The sequence below is a fragment of the Sphingomonas fuzhouensis genome (assembly GCF_034659795.1).
Classification (GTDB): domain Bacteria; phylum Pseudomonadota; class Alphaproteobacteria; order Sphingomonadales; family Sphingomonadaceae; genus Sphingomonas; species Sphingomonas fuzhouensis.
In genome coordinates, this window is sequence record NZ_JAXSQY010000002.1 from 743,061 (window position 1) to 762,595 (window position 19,535).

The 19,535-nt window shown below is 66.0% G+C and carries 17 protein-coding genes; 4 read left to right on the top strand and 13 right to left on the bottom strand.

Translation table 11 applies throughout. From position 1 onward, the window contains the following. Positions 1 to 13: 13 nt before the first annotated feature. Genes cyoB through U1H82_RS07845 form a run of 3 tightly spaced genes read right to left on the bottom strand, consistent with a single transcriptional unit; the run spans position 14 to position 3,413 of the window. Positions 14 to 2,026, bottom strand: coding sequence for a cytochrome o ubiquinol oxidase subunit I (gene cyoB, locus U1H82_RS07835; protein ID WP_322964368.1), 2,013 nt, complete (start codon positions 2,024 to 2,026; stop codon positions 14 to 16). Continuing rightward, positions 2,023 to 2,910: a ubiquinol oxidase subunit II gene (gene cyoA, locus U1H82_RS07840; protein ID WP_322964369.1), complete on the bottom strand. Its 888-nt coding sequence runs from the start codon at positions 2,908 to 2,910 to the stop codon at positions 2,023 to 2,025. Before cyoA ends, cyoB begins: the two co-directional genes overlap by 4 nt. Before the next feature lie 59 nt (positions 2,911 to 2,969). Beyond that, positions 2,970 to 3,413: a hypothetical protein gene (locus U1H82_RS07845; RefSeq protein WP_322964370.1), complete on the bottom strand. Its 444-nt coding sequence runs from the start codon at positions 3,411 to 3,413 to the stop codon at positions 2,970 to 2,972. A gap of 118 nt (positions 3,414 to 3,531) precedes the next feature. On the opposite strand from U1H82_RS07845, the gene U1H82_RS07850 reads away from it, so the two are divergent. Next, positions 3,532 to 4,365 carry an HpcH/HpaI aldolase/citrate lyase family protein gene (locus U1H82_RS07850; RefSeq protein WP_322964371.1) on the top strand — a complete coding sequence of 278 codons (834 nt, stop codon included), beginning with the start codon at positions 3,532 to 3,534 and terminating at the stop codon, positions 4,363 to 4,365. A 151-nt stretch (positions 4,366 to 4,516) separates the two neighbouring features. Here U1H82_RS07850 and U1H82_RS07855 read toward each other — a convergent pair whose 3' ends face one another. From U1H82_RS07855 to U1H82_RS07900, 10 genes are all read right to left on the bottom strand, one after another. Next, the gene (locus tag U1H82_RS07855) at positions 4,517 to 6,514 is read right to left on the bottom strand and encodes an acetyl-CoA carboxylase biotin carboxylase subunit (protein WP_322964372.1); all 1,998 of its coding nucleotides are present in this window, start codon (positions 6,512 to 6,514) and stop codon (positions 4,517 to 4,519) included. Between the two features lie 200 nt (positions 6,515 to 6,714). Beyond that, positions 6,715 to 7,719, bottom strand: a complete 1,005-nt coding sequence (bioB, locus tag U1H82_RS07860) for a biotin synthase BioB (protein ID WP_322964373.1) — start codon at positions 7,717 to 7,719, stop codon at positions 6,715 to 6,717. A 14-nt stretch (positions 7,720 to 7,733) separates the two neighbouring features. Then, positions 7,734 to 9,995, bottom strand: a complete 2,262-nt coding sequence (gene scpA, locus U1H82_RS07865) for a methylmalonyl-CoA mutase (protein WP_322964374.1) — start codon at positions 9,993 to 9,995, stop codon at positions 7,734 to 7,736. Positions 9,996 to 10,067: 72 nt separating this feature from the next. Next, entirely contained in the window at positions 10,068 to 10,826 is a 759-nt protein-coding gene (locus tag U1H82_RS07870; protein ID WP_322964375.1) for an enoyl-CoA hydratase-related protein, read from the bottom strand. An 8-nt stretch (positions 10,827 to 10,834) separates the two neighbouring features. After that, on the bottom strand, positions 10,835 to 11,254 hold the full coding sequence (mce, locus tag U1H82_RS07875) for a methylmalonyl-CoA epimerase (protein WP_322964376.1): 420 nt from the start codon (positions 11,252 to 11,254) through the stop codon (positions 10,835 to 10,837). 102 nt (positions 11,255 to 11,356) lie between these two features. Further along, positions 11,357 to 11,653, bottom strand: coding sequence for a GIY-YIG nuclease family protein (locus U1H82_RS07880; RefSeq protein WP_375339505.1), 297 nt, complete (start codon positions 11,651 to 11,653; stop codon positions 11,357 to 11,359). A gap of 90 nt (positions 11,654 to 11,743) precedes the next feature. Next, positions 11,744 to 13,270 carry an acyl-CoA carboxylase subunit beta gene (locus tag U1H82_RS07885; RefSeq protein WP_322964378.1) on the bottom strand — a complete coding sequence of 509 codons (1,527 nt, stop codon included), beginning with the start codon at positions 13,268 to 13,270 and terminating at the stop codon, positions 11,744 to 11,746. A 99-nt stretch (positions 13,271 to 13,369) separates the two neighbouring features. Further along, entirely contained in the window at positions 13,370 to 14,302 is a 933-nt protein-coding gene (locus U1H82_RS07890) for a 50S ribosomal protein L11 methyltransferase (protein WP_322964379.1), read from the bottom strand. After that, positions 14,292 to 14,987, bottom strand: a complete 696-nt coding sequence (locus U1H82_RS07895) for an SDR family NAD(P)-dependent oxidoreductase (RefSeq protein ID WP_322964380.1) — start codon at positions 14,985 to 14,987, stop codon at positions 14,292 to 14,294. Before U1H82_RS07895 ends, U1H82_RS07890 begins: the two co-directional genes overlap by 11 nt. A 171-nt stretch (positions 14,988 to 15,158) precedes the next feature. Continuing rightward, the gene (locus U1H82_RS07900) at positions 15,159 to 16,541 is read right to left on the bottom strand and encodes a methyl-accepting chemotaxis protein (RefSeq protein WP_322964381.1); all 1,383 of its coding nucleotides are present in this window, start codon (positions 16,539 to 16,541) and stop codon (positions 15,159 to 15,161) included. A gap of 207 nt (positions 16,542 to 16,748) precedes the next feature. Here U1H82_RS07900 and sdhC point away from each other — a divergent pair, with 207 nt between their 5' ends. From sdhC to sdhA, 3 genes are read left to right on the top strand one after another with little or no spacing between them, the layout of a single operon-like run. After that, entirely contained in the window at positions 16,749 to 17,159 is a 411-nt protein-coding gene (sdhC, locus tag U1H82_RS07905) for a succinate dehydrogenase, cytochrome b556 subunit (RefSeq protein WP_322964382.1), read from the top strand. Next, positions 17,159 to 17,542 (top strand): succinate dehydrogenase, hydrophobic membrane anchor protein, encoded by a 384-nt coding sequence (gene sdhD, locus U1H82_RS07910; RefSeq protein ID WP_322964433.1) that lies wholly within the window; start codon positions 17,159 to 17,161, stop codon positions 17,540 to 17,542. The genes sdhC and sdhD overlap by 1 nt, the downstream gene beginning before the upstream one ends. Beyond that, positions 17,542 to 19,350 (top strand): succinate dehydrogenase flavoprotein subunit, encoded by a 1,809-nt coding sequence (gene sdhA, locus U1H82_RS07915; RefSeq protein ID WP_322964383.1) that lies wholly within the window; start codon positions 17,542 to 17,544, stop codon positions 19,348 to 19,350. Before sdhD ends, sdhA begins: the two co-directional genes overlap by 1 nt. The last annotated feature ends 185 nt before the right edge of the window (positions 19,351 to 19,535 follow it).

Genomic DNA, 19,535 nt, shown 5'->3' on the forward strand with positions numbered 1-19,535 from the left:
GCCAAGCTCTTGTTCATGACAGGGCCTCTTCGGGCAGGTCGAGCAAGGTCGCCTTGCTGCGGCGGCGCGCCTGATCGAGCCGCGCGACCTCATCGACCGGGATTTCATATTCGGCCTTGTCGCGCCACGCGAAGACGATGAACGTCCCCCAGGCACCGAAGAAGCCCAGGATCACCAGCCACCAGATATGCCAGATCAGCGCAAAGCCCATGGCGGTGGCGAAAAAGGCCGCGACGATCCCGGTCGGCGAGTTGCGCGGCATCTCGATCGGTTCGTAATCGGGGCGGTCGGACAGAGCGCGGTTCTCGCGTGCACGCGCCTTGATGCCCCAATAGGCCTCCTCCCCCTTCACATCGGGCAATACCGCGAAGTTGAAAGCGGGCGGCGGCGAGGTGGTGATCCATTCCAGCGTGCGCCCGTCCCAGGGATCGCCGCTCTCGTCGATGCGGTCGCCCCGCGTCTTGATCGAGACGTAAAGCATCCTGATCTGGCACGCGATGCCGCCCAGGATCAACAGCGCGCCGAACGCCGCCGCGATCAGCCAGGGATGCCAGCCGGGCACGTCATAATGCTGCATCCGCCGCGTCATGCCCATCAGGCCCAGGACATAGAGCGGCATGAAGGCGAGGTAGAAGCCGCTCAGCCACAGCCAGAAGGCACGCTTGCCCCAGGTCTCGTCCAGCGTGAAGCCGAACATCTTGGGGAACCAGAAGGTGAAGCCCGCAAAGGCCCCGAACAGCACGCCGCCGATGATGACGTTGTGGAAATGCGCGACCAGGAACAGCGAGTTGTGCAGCACGAAGTCGGCGGGCGGGACCGCCAGCATCACGCCGGTCATGCCGCCGATGACGAAGGTCACGATGAACCCGATCGACCACAGCATCATCGAGGTGAAGCGGATGCGCCCGCCATACATGGTGAACAGCCAGTTGAAGACCTTCACCCCCGTCGGCACCGCGATGATCATCGTGGTGATGCCGAAAAAGCCGTTCACATCGGCCCCGGCGCCCATGGTGAAGAAATGGTGCAGCCAGACCATGAAGGACAGGATGCAGATCACCATGGTCGCGATGACCATCGACCGGTATCCGAACAAAGGCTTGGACGAAAAGGTCGAGATCACCTCGGAAAAGATGCCGAAGGCGGGCAGTACCAGGATGTAGACCTCGGGATGACCCCAGGCCCAGATGAGGTTGACGAACATCATCTGGTTGCCGCCCATTTCGGGGGTGAAGAAATGAAAGCCCAGATAGCGGTCGAGGATCAGCATCGCCAGACAGGCGGTGAGCACCGGAAAGGCCGCGACGATCAGCAGGTTGGAGGCCAGCGCGGTCCAGGTGAACATCGGCATCCGGCTGTAACCCATGCCCGGCGCGCGCATCTTCAGGATGGTGGCGACCATGTTGACGCCGGCCAGCAGCGTTCCCACCCCCGATATCTGGAGCGCCCAGCAATAATAATCGACGCCGACACCCGGCGAAAAGCGCAGCTCGGACAGCGGCGGATAGACCAGCCAGCCGGTCTTGGCGAACTCGCCGATGACCAGACTCATGTTGACGAGCAACGCGCCGCTGCACGTCAGCCAGAAGCTGACCGAATTGAGCGTCGGAAAGGCGACGTCGCGCGCGCCGATCTGGAGCGGAACGACGAAGTTCATCAGCCCGATCATGAACGGCATCGCCACGAAGAAGATCATGATCGTGCCATGCGCCGAAAAAATCTGGTCGTAATGATGCGGCGGCAGATAGCCTTCGCTATTATAGGCGATCGCCTGTTGCGAGCGCATCAGGATCGCGTCGGAAAAGCCGCGCAGCAGCATCACGCCCGCCAGGACGCAATACATCACGCCGATCCGCTTGTGATCGACGCTGGTGATCCATTCGCGCCACAGATAGGGGACATGGCCGCGCCACCAGGCCCAGACGCAGGTGGCGAACAATACCGCCCCCACCACGCCCGCGGCGACCAGCGGCAACGGTTCGCTGAAGGGGATCGAGTCCCAGCCGAGCTTGCCGGTCAGGGTCATTGCTGACGCCCGTCCTTCGCCGTCTTGCTGATCGGTGCCCCTTTTTGCATCACGATCTGGTCATAGAGTCCGGGCTGAAGCCGCGGATAGCTGGCCGGGCGGACATTCAGGCTCGGCCGCGCCACCGCGACGAACTCGGCCCAATCGAGCGTCTTGCCCTGCCCGGCCTTGGCCTGCGCGACGAAGCGGTCGAACGCCTGTTGCGGTACGGCATCGGCGAAAAAGTCCATATCGGCAAAGCCTTCCCCGCTATAATGCGCCGACAGCCCGCGATACCGCCCCACCTTGTCCGCCCGCAGGTGGAGCGTGGAGTCCATGCCCGACATGGCGTAGATTTGGCTGCCCAGTTGCGGCACGAAGAAACTGTTCATCACGCCCGCCGAGGTGATGCGGAACTTGACCGGGGTTCCGACCGGCACGACCAGCCGGTTGATCGTGGCGATCCCCTGTTCGGGATAGAGGAACAGCCATTTCCAGTCGGTCGCGACGACCTCGACCGTCATCGGCTTTGCGTGTGAGGCGATCGGCTTGGGCGGGTCGAGATCATGGCTGCCGATCCAGGCGATGCCGCCCAGGAACATGATCGCCAGCGCCGGGATGGACCAGACCAACAGCTCCAGCCGCCCCGAATAGGCCCATTCGGGCAGATGCTTGGCGGCGCCGTTACTCGCGCGGAACCACCAGCTGAAGGCGAAGACCAGGATGATGACCGGCACGACGATCGCCAGCATCACCGCCAGCGCGTTGAAGAAAATGCTCCGCTCACCCGCCGCGATAGGACCGGCGGGGTCGAGCACGCCCGGCACACACCCCGCCAGCGCGGCGCAAAGACACGCCGACGCCAGTCGCGCAACGATCGAGAGTGAGCGCGGGACGGGTTTCATTCGCGCTGTGAACCCCGATCAGCGATTTTAGTTCCGGATCGAGTTTCATATTCGAAAAATCAGGCAACCAGCCTGTCATGATCGTCATCGCCATGGTCGTTGGCGGGCGGGCGAACCCGACGCGTCCGCACGCCGCGCGCCGCACTTCGCCGGGCGACGATCCGGCGGATCACCGGCCAGCGTCCCAGCATCGACGAGGACAGGATCGCGGCCATGGCCAATTCGGCCACCCCACCCCATTCGATCGCCGAGGCCATCATGACCAGATCGCCCATCGATCCGCCCGCCATGGCAAGCATCCGGATTTCGTCGATCTCGAACCAGATCGCCAGCCCGATCAGGCCCATTCCCAGCAGCATAACACCCCATTGCGCCCGACTTACCCGATTGAGCCAGCGAGCCGGAGCCTCGACCATGAACCGCGATAGCCAGCGGCTGATCGGCAACGCCGGATAGAGACGAAGCAACGCCGTCAGGCCCAGAAGCACCAGCGCGGCCATCATCGCCGCATTCCGATCGATCGCATCATAGTCCCCCTTGATCCTTCGACTATGGGGTGGCGGCGGTGATTTACCAGAGGCGGACGTGACGGGGCGGGGCTTGCCCGTCTATGGTCCGCCCATGATCTTGCGCAGCGCCCTGTTCCTCCCCGCATCCAATCCGCGCGCCATCGCCAAGGCGCGGACGCTGGCCAGCGATGCGGTGATCCTCGACCTGGAGGATGCGGTCGCCCCCGATCTCAAGACGGAGGCGCGCGACGCAGCGGCGGCGGCGGTTCGCGAGGGCGGCTTTGGCGAACGGTTGCTGGTCGTGCGGACCAACGGGCTCGACACCCCCCATGCGGCGGACGATCTCGCCGCGCTGGCGACCGCGCGTCCGGCGGCGGTGCTGATCCCCAAGGTCGATGATGTCACCACACTCGCCACCGCGCGGTCGACATTGGGGCCGGGCATTCCGCTCTGGGCGATGATCGAGACGTGTCGCGGCATCCTGTCGCTCGGCGCGATCGCGACGGCGGCGCGTGAGCTGGGCCTTGCGGCCTTGGTCGCGGGCACCAACGACCTCGCCAAGGAAATGCGCCTGCCCGCCCCGCCTGCGCCCGAAGCCCTCCTGCCGCTGCGCGTTCAGATCGTCGTCGCGGCGCGGGCCGCCGGACTGGTAGCGCTCGACGGTGTGTGCAACGCCCTCGACGCGCCGGAGCGGCTGACGGCCGAATGCGCCGAGGGACGGCGGCTGGGCTTTGACGGCAAGACGCTGATCCACCCGAACCAGATCGCGGCGGCCAATACGGGATTTGGACCCGACGAAGCCGAGATCGCCTGGGCGCAGCGAGTGGTCGCGGCCTTTTCCGATCCCGCCCAGGCAGCGCTCGGCGCGATCCGACTGGACGGGCAGATGGTCGAACGGCTGCACCTGGCCGAAGCCGAGCGGATATTGGCGGTCGCTGGCCAGTAGCGCCCTCCCCCATTCCTCCCCTGCAAGGGGAGGTGGCTGGGCGTAGCCCTGACGGAGGGGTGTCACCCTATCGAGAGCGGAACACCCCTCCACCATGCTGCGCATGGTCCCCCTCCCCTTGCAGGGGAGGAATAAGTCTGGCTTCTCGCGCTTACTCCAGTTCGAGAATCACGGCATCGACGGCCAGGCTGTCGCCGGTCTTGGCGGTGATGGTCTTGACCGTACCCGTCTTCGCCGCGCGCAGGATGTTTTCCATCTTCATCGCCTCGACCACCGCGAGCGGCTGACCTGCCTCGACCTTATCCCCTTCGGCCACGTCGAGGCGGACGAGCAGGCCCGGCATCGGCGCGATGAGGAATTTCGACAGGTCGGGCGGGACCTTCTCGATCAGGTGCTTTGCATAGGCCGCCGCGCGGGCGGGCAGGACGCGGACTGAGTGGCTGGCCCCGCGTGTGGTCAGGCGGAAACCGGTGCGGGTTTTCGCGATGCGGACGTGAAGCGTCTCGCCCGCGTCATCCTCGACCGCGATCATCCGGTCGCCCGGCGTATAGGCGATGGCGAGGTCCAGAGCCGCCCCATCGACGCTGAGGCCGTCGGTCGACACGTTGACCTGATGATCGACACGGCCGATCCGTACCGTCCAGTCGGCGGGGGGTTGCAGCCGGTGGCCGAGTTGGCCGTCGATACGGCGCGCGCGGTCGGCTTCGGCGGTGGCGGCGAAGGCCGCGATGGCCGCGAGCGTCCGGGTCAAGTCCTCCGACGCAGGCGCGCCCTGGAAGCCTTCGGGATATTCCTCGGCGATGAAGCCGGTCGACAGCGCGCCTGACCGGAAGCGCGGATGCTGCATCAGTGCCGAGACGAAGTCGATATTCGTGCCAGGACCTGCAATCTCGAAGGCGTCGAGTGCGGCGATCTGCGCATCGATCGCGGCTTCGCGGGTCGGCGCCCAGGTGACGAGCTTGGCGATCATGGGATCGTAGAACATGCTGACCTCGCCACCTTCGGCGACGCCGTCGTCGATGCGGACGCGTACGTCGTCATCGGCCTGTTCGGCAGGCGGGTTGTAGCGGATCAGCCGTCCGGTCGAGGGCAGGAAGCCGCGATACGGGTCCTCGGCATAGACGCGGTTCTCGATCGCCCAGCCGGTCAGCGTCACCTCGTCTTGGGTAAAAGCGAGCGGCTCTCCGGCAGCGACACGGATCATCTGTTCGACCAGATCGAGGCCGGTGATCTCTTCCGTCACCGGATGCTCCACCTGAAGCCGGGTGTTCATCTCCAGGAAGTAGAAGCTCTTGCCGCTCGTATCCGCGCCCGACACGATCAGCTCGACGGTCCCGGCCGAATAATAGCCGACCGCGCGGGCCAGCGCGACCGCCTGCTCGCCCATCGCGCGGCGCATTTCGGGCGTGACGAAGGGCGACGGGGCTTCCTCGACCACCTTCTGGTGGCGGCGCTGGACCGAACATTCGCGCTCGCCGAGATAGACGATGTTGCCATGCTGGTCGCCCAGCACCTGGATCTCGATATGGCGCGGGCTTTCGATGAACTTCTCGATGAAGACGCGGTCGTCGCCGAAGCTGGCGAGCCCTTCGCGCTTGGTCGCATCGAAGCCCTCGCGGACGTCCGCCTCGGACCAGGCGAGCCGCATCCCCTTGCCGCCGCCACCGGCGGAGGCCTTCATCATCACGGGGAAGCCGATCTCGCTGGCAATGCGCACCGCCTCCTCGGTATCGGCGATCTCGCCCAGATAGCCGGGGACGACATTGACCCCGGCCGCCTTGGCGAGTTTTTTCGATTCGATCTTGTCGCCCATCGCGGCGATGGCGTTCGGCGGCGGGCCGATGAACGCGACGCCCGCCTCGGCACAGGCGCGCGCGAAGCTCTCGCGCTCGGACAGGAAGCCATAGCCGGGATGGATCGCATCCGCGCCGGTTGCCTTGGCGGCAGCGAGGATCAGTTCGGCCTTGAGATAGCTTTCGGCGGCGGGCGCGGGGCCCAGGCGGACCGACTCATCGGCCAGCCGGACATGCGGGGCGTTGGCGTCTGCGTCCGAATAGACCGCGACGGTGGCGATGCCCATCGCGCGAGCGGTGCGGATCACCCGGCACGCGATTTCCCCGCGATTGGCGATCAGGATTTTCTGGAACACGGGGATACCTCTCCTTTTATGTCGTTGGTCCGTGTCGAATGTCTTGTGGGAAGCACCACCCCGGCGAAGGCCGGGGCCCAGTTCCCCTGTGGTCGGTGGCGCGCCGTGCCGCCTCGGGGAAGGCCTCTGTCACGCGCCATCGATGGTTCACCGCAACTGGGCCCCGGCCTTCGCCGGGGAACAGGGGCGGTGTTTCAAACTCACTCCGCCGCGACCCGCATCGGCTCGGCGCCTTCCATCGGCTTCAGGCCCAGTTTCGCGAACAGCGCGGCATCGGCATCATCACCGGCATTGCCTGCGGTGAGCAGCTTGTCGCCGGTGAAGATCGAGTTCGCGCCCGCCAGGAAGCACAGCGCCTGCGTCGCCGCCGACATGCTTTCGCGGCCCGCCGACAGGCGGACCATGCTCAGCGGCATGGTGATGCGCGCGACCGCAACGGTGCGGACGAACTCGATATCATCGATCCGCGCCAGCGGCGTGTCGGCCAGCATGTCGCCTAGCACCGTGCCCTTGACCGGGACCAGCGCGTTGACCGGCACGCTTTCGGGATGGCGTGGCAGGGTGGCGAGCGCGTGGACGAAGCCGACGCGGTCGCCGCGCGTCTCGCCCATGCCGACGATGCCGCCGCAGCACACCGAAATCCCCGCCTCGCGCACGTTGGACAACGTCTCCAGCCGGTCCTCGAAGCAGCGCGTCGTGATGACGTTGGCGTAGTTTTCGGGCGAGGTGTCGATGTTATGGTTGTAATAGTCGAGACCCGCCTCGGCCAGCCGCTGCGCCTGCGGCGCGTCGAGCATGCCGAGCGTCATGCAGGTCTCCAGCCCCATGGCTTTCACGCCCTCGACCATGGCGACGACCTTGTCCATGTCGCGCTCCTTAGGGGACCGCCACGCCGCGCCCATGCAGAAACGCTGCGAGCCCGCCGCCTTGGCCTCGGCGGCCGCCGCCAGCACCGCCTGAACGTCCATCAGCTTTTCGGCCTTCACGTCGCTCTCCGCCGAGGCGCTTTGCGAGCAATAGCCGCAATCCTCAGGACAGCCGCCGGTCTTGATCGAGCACAAAGTGCACAGCTGCACCTCGTCCGCCGTATGATGCGCGCGGTGGACCTCGGCCGCACGGAACAGCAGTTCGGTGAAGGGCAGGTCGAACAGGGCGCTAATCTCGGCGCGGGTCCAGTCGGTGCGCAGCGCGGGGGTGGTCGTCATTCCGTATCGTCCTGTCATTCGCCCGTCTCGGGCGGCATATTATGGCCCAGCAGCCTCAGCACATCCTCGGCCGCCTTCACAAGATTGGTGCCGGGGCCGAAAATCGCCTGCACCCCGGCATCATAGAGCGCCTGATAGTCCTGCGCAGGAATAACGCCACCCGCGATGACCTTGATATCGGCGCGGCCTGCATCGCGCAGGTGGCCGATCAGTTCCGGGATCAGCGTCTTGTGCCCGGCGGCCAGGCTGGAGGCACCGACCACATCGACGTCGCGGGTCAGCGCGATCTGCGCGGCTTCTTGCGGAGTCTGGAAGAGCGCGCCCGGCACCACCTCGAAGCCCAGATCCCCGAACATCGAGGAGACAAGGTTCGCCCCCCGATCATGCCCGTCCTGGCCCATCTTGGCGACGAACAGCCGGGGCTTGCGACCCAGACGGCGTTCGACCGCCTCGACGCCGCGGATCAGCTGCGCCCAGCGTTCGTCCTCGGCGTATGCGCCGCCGTAAATGCCCGACACCGGGGTCGGCTGGGTGCCATAGCGACCGAACGCATCCTCCAGCGCGGCGGAAATCTCGCCCAAGGTCGCCCGCGCCCGCGCAGCTTCGACCGCCAGCGCCAGCAGGTTCGACCCCATTCCTCCCTGAGCTTGCTCGGGGAGGGGGACCGCGCCCGCAGGGCGTGGTGGAGGGGCGGCACCGTCAGCCCCGGCCCCTCCGCCATCCTTCGGATGGTCCCCCTCCCCAAGCACAGCTTGGGGAGGATTTTGGGCGGCTTGGCGCAGGGCATCGAGTGCGGCCTGGCACGCCGCTTCATCGCGTTCGGATTTCACGCGAGCGATCCGCGCCACTTGGGCCTCGCGCACCGCGTGATTGTCGATATCGAGAATTTCCACCGGCGCTTCGTCGGCCAGCCGGTATTTGTTGACCCCGACGATCACGTCCTCGCCCCGGTCGACCTTGGCCGCGCGGGCCGCCGACGCCTCCTCGATCATCGCCTTGGGCCAGCCCGCCGCAACGGCCTTGGCCATGCCGCCTTCGGCCTCGATCCGCTCGATCAAGTCCCAGGCGCCGTCGACTAGGCTCTGGGTCAGGCTCTCGACATAATAGCTGCCGCCCAGGGGATCGACGACCTTGGTCATCCCCGTTTCCTCCTGCAGCACGATCTGCGTGTTGCGCGCGATCCGGGCGGAGAAGTCGGTGGGCAGCGCGATCGCTTCGTCCAGCGCATTGGTGTGCAACGACTGGGTGCCGCCCAGCATCGCCGCCATCGCCTCGATCGTGGTGCGGATGACGTTGTTATATGGGTCCTGCTCGGTCAGCGACACGCCGCTCGTCTGGCAGTGCGTGCGCAGCATCTTGGAGCGCTCGTCCTTCGCCCCAAGCTGCGTCATCGCCCGGTGCCACAGCACACGCGCGGCGCGCAGCTTGGCGACCTCCATGAAGAAGTTCATGCCGATGGCGAAGAAGAAGGACAGACGGCCCGCGAACTTGTCGATGTCCAAACCCGAGGCGACGCCGTATTTCACATATTCCATGCCATCGGCGATGGTGAAGGCCAGCTCCTGGAGCTGTGTCGCCCCGGCCTCCTGCATGTGATAACCGCTGATCGAGATGCTGTTGAACTTCGGCATCTCGGCCGAGGTATAGGCGAAGATGTCCGAGATGATCCGCATGCTCGGCTCAGGGGGGTAGATATAGGTGTTACGGACCATGAACTCCTTGAGGATGTCGTTCTGGATGGTCCCTTCCAGCTTGGAACGATGAACCCCCTGCTCCTCGGCCGCGACGATGAAGAAGGCCAGCACCGGGATCACCGCGCCGTTCATCGTCATGCTGACCGACATGGCATCCAGCGGGATGCCGTCGAACAGGATCTTCATATCCTCGACCGTGTCGATCGCGACGCCCGCCTTGCCCACGTCGCCCGTCACGCGCGGGTGGTCGCTGTCATAACCCCGGTGGGTCGCCAGATCGAAGGCGACCGACAGCCCCTTCTGCCCCGCCGCCAGATTGCGGCGATAGAAGGCATTGGACTCCACGGCGGTGGAGAAGCCCGCATATTGCCGGATCGTCCAGGGGCGGCCCGCATACATGCTCGCGCGCACGCCGCGCGTGAACGGGGCGAAGCCCGGCAGGCCGGGATCTTCGCGCACATCGGCGGCGGTGTAGAGCGGCTTGACCGTGATCCCCTCGGGCGTCTGCCAGTCGAGGTCGCGACCCTTCACCTCGCGAGACGCAAGCGCTTCCCAATCCGACAGGTCAGGGCGTTCGGCCATCGACCACTCCTCATCCACTCTTATTTTATTTCACTAGAGCGAAATCATCATGCGCGCGCAAGGGGCGGTCTCTTATCGCCCCAGGAAACGCGGCGGACGCTTTTCGAAAAAGGCCCGACCGCCTTCCTCGCCGTCCTGGGTGGCGCGGGCGGTGCGCTGGTCGTCCGCCTCGCGGGCCAGTGCGGCGGCATAGTCGCTGTCGAACCCGGCATGGAGCGCCCGGCGCATCAACCCCAGCGCCACGCTCGGCCCGGCCGCCAGCCGCCCGGCGAGGGACAGGGCTTGCGCATCGAGCACATCGTCGGCGACGACCTTGTGGATCATGCCCCAGTCGCGTGCCTTGGCGGCGGGCACCCGCTCGCCCAGCATCATCATCTCGGCGGCGCGGGCCCGGCCGATCAGGCGCGGGAGCATCCAGCTCGCGCCGCCATCGGGGACGAGGCCGATATTGACGAAGGCGTGGAGGAAATAGGCATTCTCGCTCGCCACGCAGAAATCGGCGGCGAGCGCCAGGCTGCACCCGATCCCCGCCGCCGCACCGCGCACCGCGCTGACCACAGGGATAGGCAGATCGGCCAGCGCCAGCATCGCCGGGTTGTAATGCTGGACCAGTGCGCGGTGGACGGTGTCGGGGCCGACATCGCCACCCGAAATATCCGCGCCGGAGCAAAAGGCACGCCCCTCGCCCGCGATCAGGACCGCGCGGGCATCGCCTCTTTCATCCAAGGCGGCACGGATCGCATCGAACAGCGCGGGCGGCGCGGCATTCAGCCGCTCGGGCCGGTTGAGCGTCAGGACCAGGACATCACCCCGACGCTCAGTCCGAAGCATGCTATCGCTCAATGCCCTTCTCCCGGCGTTTCCATCAACTCGACCAGCACCCCGCCCATGTCGCGCGGGTGGAGGAAGACGACCGGCGTGCCATGCGCACCGATGCGGGGCTGGCCCAGCAGCGTCGCGCCCTTGGCCTGAAGCTCGGCGACGGCGGCGGCCATGTCGGCGACCTCGAAGCACAGATGATGCTGCCCGCCGCCTGGGTTCTTTTTCAGGAAGTTGGCGATGGGGGAGCTTTCGTCCAGCGGCTGGATCAGCTCGATCTGGGTGTTGGGCGCGTCGATGAAGCACACCCGCACGCCTTGTGGCGGCAGATCGAAGGGCTCGCCGATCGCGTCCGCACCGAGCAGGTAGCGATAGGTTTCGATGGTCTTCTCGATGGACGGCGTGGCGATGCCGATATGGTTGAGACGGCCGAGGGTCATATCGTGTCCTTCGTCATTGCGAGCGCAGCGAAGCAATCCAGTGCGTCGCGCGAGACCCTGGATTGCTTCGCTGCGCTCGCAATGACGGGGCTGTTTAGAGAGTTAGCCATGAGCGATCTGCTCGAACAGGTCATGCCAATGCGGGTTCGCCTCTTCGATCAACGCGATTTTGCGCGCCCGCGATCCGCCCTTCAACTGCTTCTCGCGCAGGATCGCAGTTTCCATCGTATCCGCGACTTCGAACCAGACCAATGATTTACAGCCATAACGCTTGGTAAAGCCATCGGCGACGGCTTCGCGATGCTGCCAGACCCGCTGGGCCAGGTTCGACGTCACGCCGATGTAGATCGTGCCGTTGCGCTGGCTGGCCATGATATACACGGCGGGCTTTTTCACCACGCTCCCAACCCGTCATTGCGAGCGAAGCGCGGCAATCCAGTGTTTCGCACGACGCCCTGGATTGCTTCGCGATGCTCGCAATGACGGGGGTCAGAGCGGCAGATTGTCATGCTTCTTCCACGGGTTCGCCAGGTCCTTGTTCCGCAGCTTGCGCAGGCCCAGCGCGATACGCCTGCGGGTCGAGTGCGGTTGGATCACCTCGTCGATAAAGCCCTTGGACGCGGCCACGAACGGGTTGGCGAAGCGCGCTTCGTACTCGGCGGTACGCTCGGCGATTTCCTCGGGCGTCTTGCCCCGGAAGATGATCTCGACCGCGCCCTTGGCGCCCATCACCGCGATCTCGGCGGTCGGCCAGGCATAGTTCAGGTCGCCGCGCAGGTGCTTGGACGCCATCACGTCATATGCGCCGCCATAGGCTTTCCGCGTGATGACCGTGATCTTCGGCACCGTCGCCTCGGCATAGGCGAAGAGCAGCTTGGCACCATGCTTGATGATGCCGTTATGCTCCTGGGCGGTGCCGGGCAGGAAGCCGGGCACGTCGACAAAGGTCACGATCGGAATCTCGAACGCATCGCAGAAGCGCACGAACCGTGCGGCCTTGCGGCTGGCGTTGATGTCGAGCACGCCCGCCAGCACCATCGGCTGGTTGGCGACGAAGCCGACCGTGCGCCCCTCGATCCGGCCGAAGCCGGTGATGATGTTGGCGCCGTGGGCAGGCTGCACCTCGAAAAAGTCGCCTTCGTCGACGACCTTGGCGATCAGCTCGTGCATGTCATAGGGCTGGTTGGCGCTGGCGGGGATCAGCGTGTCGAGGCTTTCCTCGATGCGGTCCCAGGCATCGGCGGTCGGCCGCTCCGGCACGCCTTCGCGATTGTTGGCGGGCAGGAAGTCGATGAAGTCACGCGCTGCCAGCAGCGCCTCGATATCGTCCTCGAACGCCACGTCGGCGACGCCGGTCCTGGTCGTGTGCGTCACCGCGCCGCCGAGCGCTTCCTGGGTCACCACCTCGTTGGTCACCGTCTTCACCACATCGGGGCCGGTGACGAACATATAGCTCGAGTCCTTCACCATGAAGATGAAGTCGGTCATGGCGGGCGAATAGACCGCGCCGCCCGCGCAGGGGCCCATGATGAGGCTGAGTTGCGGCACCACACCGCTCGCCAGCACATTGCGTTGGAACACCTCGGCATAGCCGCCGAGGCTGGCCACGCCCTCCTGGATGCGTGCACCGCCCGAATCGTTCAGGCCGATGACCGGTGCGCCGACCTTCATCGCCATGTCCATGATCTTGCAGATCTTCTGCGCGTGGCGCTCGGACAGCGAGCCGCCGAAGACGGTGAAGTCCTGGCTGAACACGAAGACCAGCCGCCCGTTGATCGTGCCCGATCCCGTCACCACGCCGTCGCCGGGGATGACCTGTTCGGTCATGCCGAAGTCGGTGCAGTTATGCTCGACGAACATGTCGAGTTCCTCGAAGCTGCCCTCGTCGAGCAGCACGTCGAGCCGCTCGCGCGCGGTCAGCTTGCCCTTGGCGTGCTGCGCGGCGACGCGCTTCTCGCCACCACCGGCGCGCGCGCCTTCGCGGCGGCGTTCCAGTTCGACCATCGTCGATGCCATGACCTCTCCTTTACGTCTTTGCATGGGCTTATGCCCGAGACGCGAGGGGGATGGCAATCGCCGCAGCGCCTTCCGCTTCCGTAAGCGGAAGGCCCTTCGTCAGATGTCGAGCGCCCAGCCGTCGCGCCCCTTGGGATCGAACGGCGCATTCGGTACGAAGCGCTCGCTCGCCGCCCGCAGCCGCAACACGCTCCAGTCGCCGCGCCGGTCGACCGTCTCCAGCGCACAGCCGCACGCTTCATAGGCCGCGACCACATCGGCGCGCTGGGTTTCCAGCAACCCGGCCAACACCACCGTCGCCTCCGGCCCCGCGATGGCGGCGAGTTCCGGCGCCATCGAAATCAGCGGACCGGCCAGGATATTGGCGATGACGAGGTCATAGGGCGCGCCCGCCATGATCGGATCGGCCAGCGCGCCGTCCGCGACGATCAGTTCCACGCCGTCGACGCCATTGATCGCGGCATTCTCGGCCGTCACGTCGATCGCGATCGGGTCGATATCGGTCGCGACGACCTTGGCTTCGGGCCAGAGGTGCCGCGCGGCGAAGGCGAGCAGGCCAGTGCCGGTGCCCACGTCGATCGCGTTCGTGACCGTCTCACCCGCCATCGCGTCGAGCATGGCGAGGCAGCCGCTGGTCGTCTCGTGATGCCCGGTGCCGAACGCGCGCCCCGCCGGAATGTGGAAACCGCGCAGGCCCTCGGGCACCGTCTCGTCGCCCGTGTGGACGAAGAAACGCCCGACCGAGAGCGGTTCAAGACCGGCCTGGCTCATCGTCACCCAGTCCTGCGCGGGCACATGCTCGACCGTGGCAGGATGATCCCCCGCGCTCGGCACCAGCGCGCGGATCGCTTCGATGGCGGCGACATCGGGCTCGGCCTCGAAATAGGCGTCGAGCCGCCAATGCTCGCGATCATCCTCCACCTCTTCGGTGGTCATGATGACCGCCTCGATCGCCAGATCGTCGGCCGCGTCGATCGCCTCGGCCTCGTCACGGGTGCAGGGCAGGGTCAGCTTCCAGCTGTCAGCGGACATAGCTTGCTCCATTGATGTCGAGGACCGCGCCGGTCATCGAAGGCGGCGCATCGGTGCACAGGAAACGGACGGTCGCCGCGACCTCGTCCGGGCTCGCGACCCGGCCGAGCGGGATGTCGGCGAGCAACGCGTCCCCGCCCCGGCTGGCCAGATAATCGTCGGCCATGCCGGTCATGGTGAAGCCGGGACAGACCGCGAAGGCGAGGATTCCTTCCGCGGCGTAACCCCGCGCGATGGTCTTGGTCATCGCGACCATGCCGCCCTTGGATGCGGCATAATGCCAGTGGGCGGGCGAGTCGCCACGGTAAGCGGCACGACTGGCGATGTTGACGATGCGACCACCGACGCCCCGCTCCTGCCAGTGCAGCACCGCCAGGCGACACAGCTCGGCCGAGGCGGTCAGGTTGACCTGCATCGTGCGCGCCCAGCTGTCCGACCAGTCCTCGGCGTCGAGCGGGCTGGCCTCGAAAATCCCGGCATTGTTGACGAGGATGTCGATCGCGCCGCCCGCATGGTCGAGCGCCTCGCTCCAAAGCCGCGCGGGGCCAGCGGGATCGGACAGATCGGCGGCGATACCGCTGCGCGTCGCATGACCCAGAACCCGCGTGTCGGGCAGGTCGCGCAAGCTGGATGCGATGGCCGCGCCGATGCCCCGGCTGCTGCCCGTTACCAATATCGTCGTCATGCCCTGTCCGTGCCGGGCGCACGGGCATGCGTCAACTGGCACCCCACCTTCCTCCCCTGCAAGGGGAGGTGGCAGGCCGAAGGCCTGACGGAGGGGTGTCGAGCTATCGAGAGGGGGACACCCCTCCGACGCGCTGCGCGCGCCACCCCCCCTTGCAGGGGAGGAATAGGGTCAAGCCGCAACCCGCGCGACGAACTGGCTGGCGCTGGCCTTCAGGTCGCCCAGCTGCGTGTCGAGATGGTCGAAGCCGCGCCCGACCCGGTCGATTTCCTGCGCGACATGTTCGGTATCCTGGCGAATCGCCGCGATGGTGTGCGACATCGAATCGGCGGCCAACGCGGTTTCGTCGACGGCGGCGGTGATCGCGGTCACCGTCTGCGCCTGCGCTTCCATCGCATGGCGGATGCGCTCGGCCGAGACCTGCACCTCATGCACCGTCGCCTTGATCGAGGCGTTGGTTTCGACCGTCGAGCGAGTGGCGGCCTGGATCGCGGCGATCTTGGTCGCGATATCGTCGGTGGCGCGGGCGGTCTGGCTGGCGAGGCTCTTCACCTCCTGCGCGACCACCGCGAAACCCCGGCCCGCATCCCCGGCGCGGGCGGCCTCGATGGTGGCGTTGAGCGCCAGCAGATTGGTCTGCCCGGCAATGTCGCGGATCAGGCCCAGGATCGATTCGATCGACTTGGCGTGATCGGACAGCATCTCGGACATGCCGACCGCCTGTCCCGCCTGGTCGGCGGCGCGGTTGGCGACGTCGGCGGCCTGGTCGACCTCGATCCGGGCATCCTCGATCGCGCGGATCAGCCCGGCGGCGGTCTGCGCGGCTTCGCGCATCGCGACGGCCGACTGCTCGGCGGCGGCGGCGACTTCGCTCGACTTGCCCAGCATCCCGCGCGTCGACAGCGACGCCTCCTGCGCCTGACGCCGCAGGTCGCGCCCCTCGACCGTGGCATTTTCGACCACCGACGAGATGCCGTTGCGAAAATCCCCGGCCAGCCGCTCGCGCTCGCGCTCGGCAGTCCATTCGGCAAAGCCCGCGAACAGCTCGACGGTCAGTTCGGTCTCCATGCCGAACAGGCGGAGCAACGTGTCGATCATCACCTCGCGACAGGGATCGTCAAAGGACACCGACTCCAGCAGCACCTTCAGCGCGGCACGGTCGCTGGCGCAGGACATGGCCAGCACCTCCATCGGCGGCACCCCGGCGGCATAGGCGGAAGCGACCGATCGCCCGAGCGACTCGACCCAGTCGCGTCCCGCGAGATTGCAAAACCGGTTGCGCAGATAGGCACGCCCCGCCGTCAGCTGGCGTTCGCGATCCAGCGGCGTCCAGTCGGGCTGAGCCGGATTGGTACGACGCCAATGCCCCCAATAGGCCTCGGTCACCTCGTCCGCGCGCGCCTCGATCACCGGCCATAGATCGGCCGCAAGGCGGGTCAGCGACCCGTCGCCCCCGTCGAATGCGCGAACCCGCGCGTCAAGATCGATCCCCGCGGTAATCTCCGTGGGCGACGGCAGATCGGTCCTGGCAATAGAATTTCCCCGGTCGGGCATATCGGCTTCCGCTTTCAGGCAATCGGAACGTAATGGCGCCGACTGTGGCGCGGAAAGCGTTAAGGGCGGGTTATCCGCATATCCCTTCCCCCGGTCGCGCCTGCCCATCGGGGGCGAATCTCGCCTCGTGGCTTGCATCCTGTCGGCGTCTTCACCATAGGCGTATCCGCAAACCAGCCCGACTTTAGACTGTTCGAGGATCTGCCCTTGGCCGCCCGCAACACCGCACGCCCGCTTTCCCCGCACCTCCAGATCTGGAAATGGGGCCCCAATATGCTGGTCTCCATCCTGCATCGTGCCACCGGCACGGGCATGGCGACCGTGGGGGCGGCGCTTCTCGTCTGGTTCCTGGCGGCGGTCGCTGCCGGTCCCGAAAGCTATGCGACCTTCCGCGACGTCTTCACCGTCCAGTCGGGCGGGCTGAACATCATCGGCTATATCGTCGGCATCGGCCTGACCGCCTGCCTGTTCCAGCACATGGCCAACGGCATCCGCCACCTGTTCATGGATGTCGGTGCCGCCTTCGAGCTGAAGGCGAACAAGCTGCATGCCAAGTTGACCATCGTCTTCGCCGTCGTGATGACGGTGGCCTTCTGGCTCTATCTGGGGATCAAGTGATGCGTTCCGGAACCGCGATCGGCCGCGTGCGCGGCCTGGGCTCGGCCAAGTCGGGCACCCATCACTGGCTCAACCAGCGCCTGACGGCGGGGTCGAACTTCCTGCTGGTCGTCTGGCTGCTGATCTCGATCCTGCGCCAGCCGTCCTACGACTATGCCGCGATGCGGCTGTGGCTGTCCAACCCCTGGGCCGCCATCCCGATGGTGCTGCTGGTCGCCTCGATCTTCTATCACATGCGCCTCGGCCTGCAGGTCGTGATCGAGGATTATGAGCAGGACCAGAACCGGGTCGCCATGCTCGTCGTCATGAACCTGTTCGTCTTCACGATCGCCGCCGTCGCCATCTTCTCGATCCTCAAGATCGCCTTCGGAGCCGCTGCATAATGTCCGCTGCCGCCTATAAGATCATCGACCATACCTATGACGCCGTCGTCGTGGGTGCGGGCGGCTCGGGCCTGCGCGCCACCATGGGTATCGCCGAAGCCGGTCTGAAGACCGCCTGCATCACCAAGGTGTTCCCGACCCGCAGCCACACCGTCGCCGCGCAAGGCGGTATCGCCGCCTCGCTGGGCAATATGGGCCCGGACCACTGGACCTGGCACATGTACGACACCGTCAAGGGGTCGGACTGGCTGGGCGACCAGGACGCGATCGAATATCTGTGCCGCGAGGCGCCCGCCGCCGTGTACGAGCTGGAGCATGCGGGCGTGCCGTTCAGCCGCACCGAAGAGGGCAAGATCTACCAGCGCCCCTTCGGCGGCATGATGCAGAATATGGGCGAAGGCCCGCCCGCGCAGCGCACCTGCGCCGCCGCCGACCGTACCGGCCACGCCATGCTGCACGCGCTGTACCAGCAGTCGCTGAAATATGACGCGGACTTCTTCATCGAATATTTCGCGCTCGACCTCATCATGGACGATCAGGGCAATTGTCGCGGCGTGATCGCCTTGTGCATGGAAGACGGCTCGATCCACCGTTTCCGCGCGCATAATGTCGTGCTGGCGACCGGCGGCTATGGCCGCTGCTATTTCTCGGCCACCTCGGCGCACACCTGCACGGGTGACGGCGGCGGCATGGTGCTGCGTGCGGGCCTGCCGCTCCAGGACATGGAGTTCGTGCAGTTCCACCCGACCGGCATCTATGGTGCGGGCGTCCTCATCACCGAGGGTGCGCGCGGTGAAGGCGGCTATCTGACCAACTCCGAGGGCGAGCGCTTCATGGAGCGCTATGCCCCGTCGGCGAAGGACCTCGCCAGCCGCGACGTCGTGTCGCGTTCGATGGCGATGGAAATCCGCGAAGGGCGCGGCGTCGGCAAGGAGGGGGATCATATCTACCTCCATCTCGACCATATCGATCCCAAGGTCCTGGCCGAGCGCCTGCCCGGCATCACCGAGACCGGCAAGATCTTCGCCGGTGTCGACCTGACCCGCCAGCCGCTGCCCGTCACGCCGACCGTCCACTATAATATGGGCGGTATCCCGACCAACTATCACGGCGAGGTCGTCCGTCTGAAGGACGGCAACCCGGATTCGGTCGTCCCTGGCCTGTTCGCGGTCGGCGAAGCGGCCTGCGTGTCGGTGCACGGTGCGAACCGCCTCGGCTCCAACTCGCTGATCGATCTCGTGGTGTTCGGCCGCGCGACCGGCCTGCGCATCAAGGACACGCTGAAGCCCGGCACGCCGCACGCGCCGCTGCCCGCCGGTTCGGAAGAGCTGGCGCTCAGCCGTCTGGATCACTTCCGCAACGCCGCCGGTGGTTCGACCACCGCGCAGGTCCGCAGCGAGATGCAGAAGACGATGCAGCGCCACTGCGCCGTGTTCCGCACCGACGAGCTGCTGACCGAAGGTCGCCAGATGATCCGCGCCACCTATGACCGGATGAAGGACATCGGGATCAAGGATCGCTCGCTGATCTGGAACACCGATCTGGTCGAGACGCTGGAGCTGGACAATCTCATCAGCCAGGCGGTCGTGACCATGGAATCGGCGCTGAACCGCAAGGAAAGCCGCGGCGCGCATGTGAACGAGGACTTTCCCGATCGCGACGACGCCAACTGGATGAAGCACACCGTCGCGACCTTCGACGGCTGGGGCGGCCAGGACGGCGGGGTCGCCATCGACTATCGCCCGGTCCACGACTACACGCTGACCGACGATATCGAGTATATCAAGCCGAAGAAGCGGGTGTACTAAGACCTGGTTTTCAGAGGTCCGAAAAAGGGGCTGGCGAGCGATCGCCAGCCCCTTTTTTATACCCGATGTCCGGAACGGATTTAGAGCAAGGTGACATGAGATGGATTCGTCATTGCGAGCGTAGCGAAGCAATCTAGGGCGTCCTGATCCAACTCTGGATTGCTTCGCTACGCTCGCAATGACGG

Excerpts from the sequence above, each read along its gene's own strand:
- sdhA (WP_322964383.1), top strand. The coding sequence starts at position 17,542 with ATGTCCGCTGCCGCCTATAAGATCATCGACCATACCTATGACGCCGTC.
- U1H82_RS07890 (WP_322964379.1), bottom strand. The coding sequence starts at position 14,302 with ATGTCCGCTGACAGCTGGAAGCTGACCCTGCCCTGCACCCGTGACGAG.
- U1H82_RS07885 (WP_322964378.1), bottom strand. The coding sequence starts at position 13,270 with ATGGCATCGACGATGGTCGAACTGGAACGCCGCCGCGAAGGCGCGCGC.
- cyoB (WP_322964368.1), bottom strand. The coding sequence starts at position 2,026 with ATGACCCTGACCGGCAAGCTCGGCTGGGACTCGATCCCCTTCAGCGAA.
- U1H82_RS07870 (WP_322964375.1), bottom strand. The coding sequence starts at position 10,826 with ATGCTTCGGACTGAGCGTCGGGGTGATGTCCTGGTCCTGACGCTCAAC.
- bioB (WP_322964373.1), bottom strand. The coding sequence starts at position 7,719 with ATGACGACCACCCCCGCGCTGCGCACCGACTGGACCCGCGCCGAGATT.
- U1H82_RS07845 (WP_322964370.1), bottom strand. The coding sequence starts at position 3,413 with ATGATGGCCGCGCTGGTGCTTCTGGGCCTGACGGCGTTGCTTCGTCTC.
- cyoA (WP_322964369.1), bottom strand. The coding sequence starts at position 2,910 with ATGAAACCCGTCCCGCGCTCACTCTCGATCGTTGCGCGACTGGCGTCG.
- U1H82_RS07895 (WP_322964380.1), bottom strand. The coding sequence starts at position 14,987 with ATGACGACGATATTGGTAACGGGCAGCAGCCGGGGCATCGGCGCGGCC.
- U1H82_RS07850 (WP_322964371.1), top strand. The coding sequence starts at position 3,532 with ATGATCTTGCGCAGCGCCCTGTTCCTCCCCGCATCCAATCCGCGCGCC.
- sdhD (WP_322964433.1), top strand. The coding sequence starts at position 17,159 with ATGCGTTCCGGAACCGCGATCGGCCGCGTGCGCGGCCTGGGCTCGGCC.
- scpA (WP_322964374.1), bottom strand. The coding sequence starts at position 9,995 with ATGGCCGAACGCCCTGACCTGTCGGATTGGGAAGCGCTTGCGTCTCGC.
- U1H82_RS07900 (WP_322964381.1), bottom strand. The coding sequence starts at position 16,541 with ATGCCCGACCGGGGAAATTCTATTGCCAGGACCGATCTGCCGTCGCCC.
- mce (WP_322964376.1), bottom strand. The coding sequence starts at position 11,254 with ATGACCCTCGGCCGTCTCAACCATATCGGCATCGCCACGCCGTCCATC.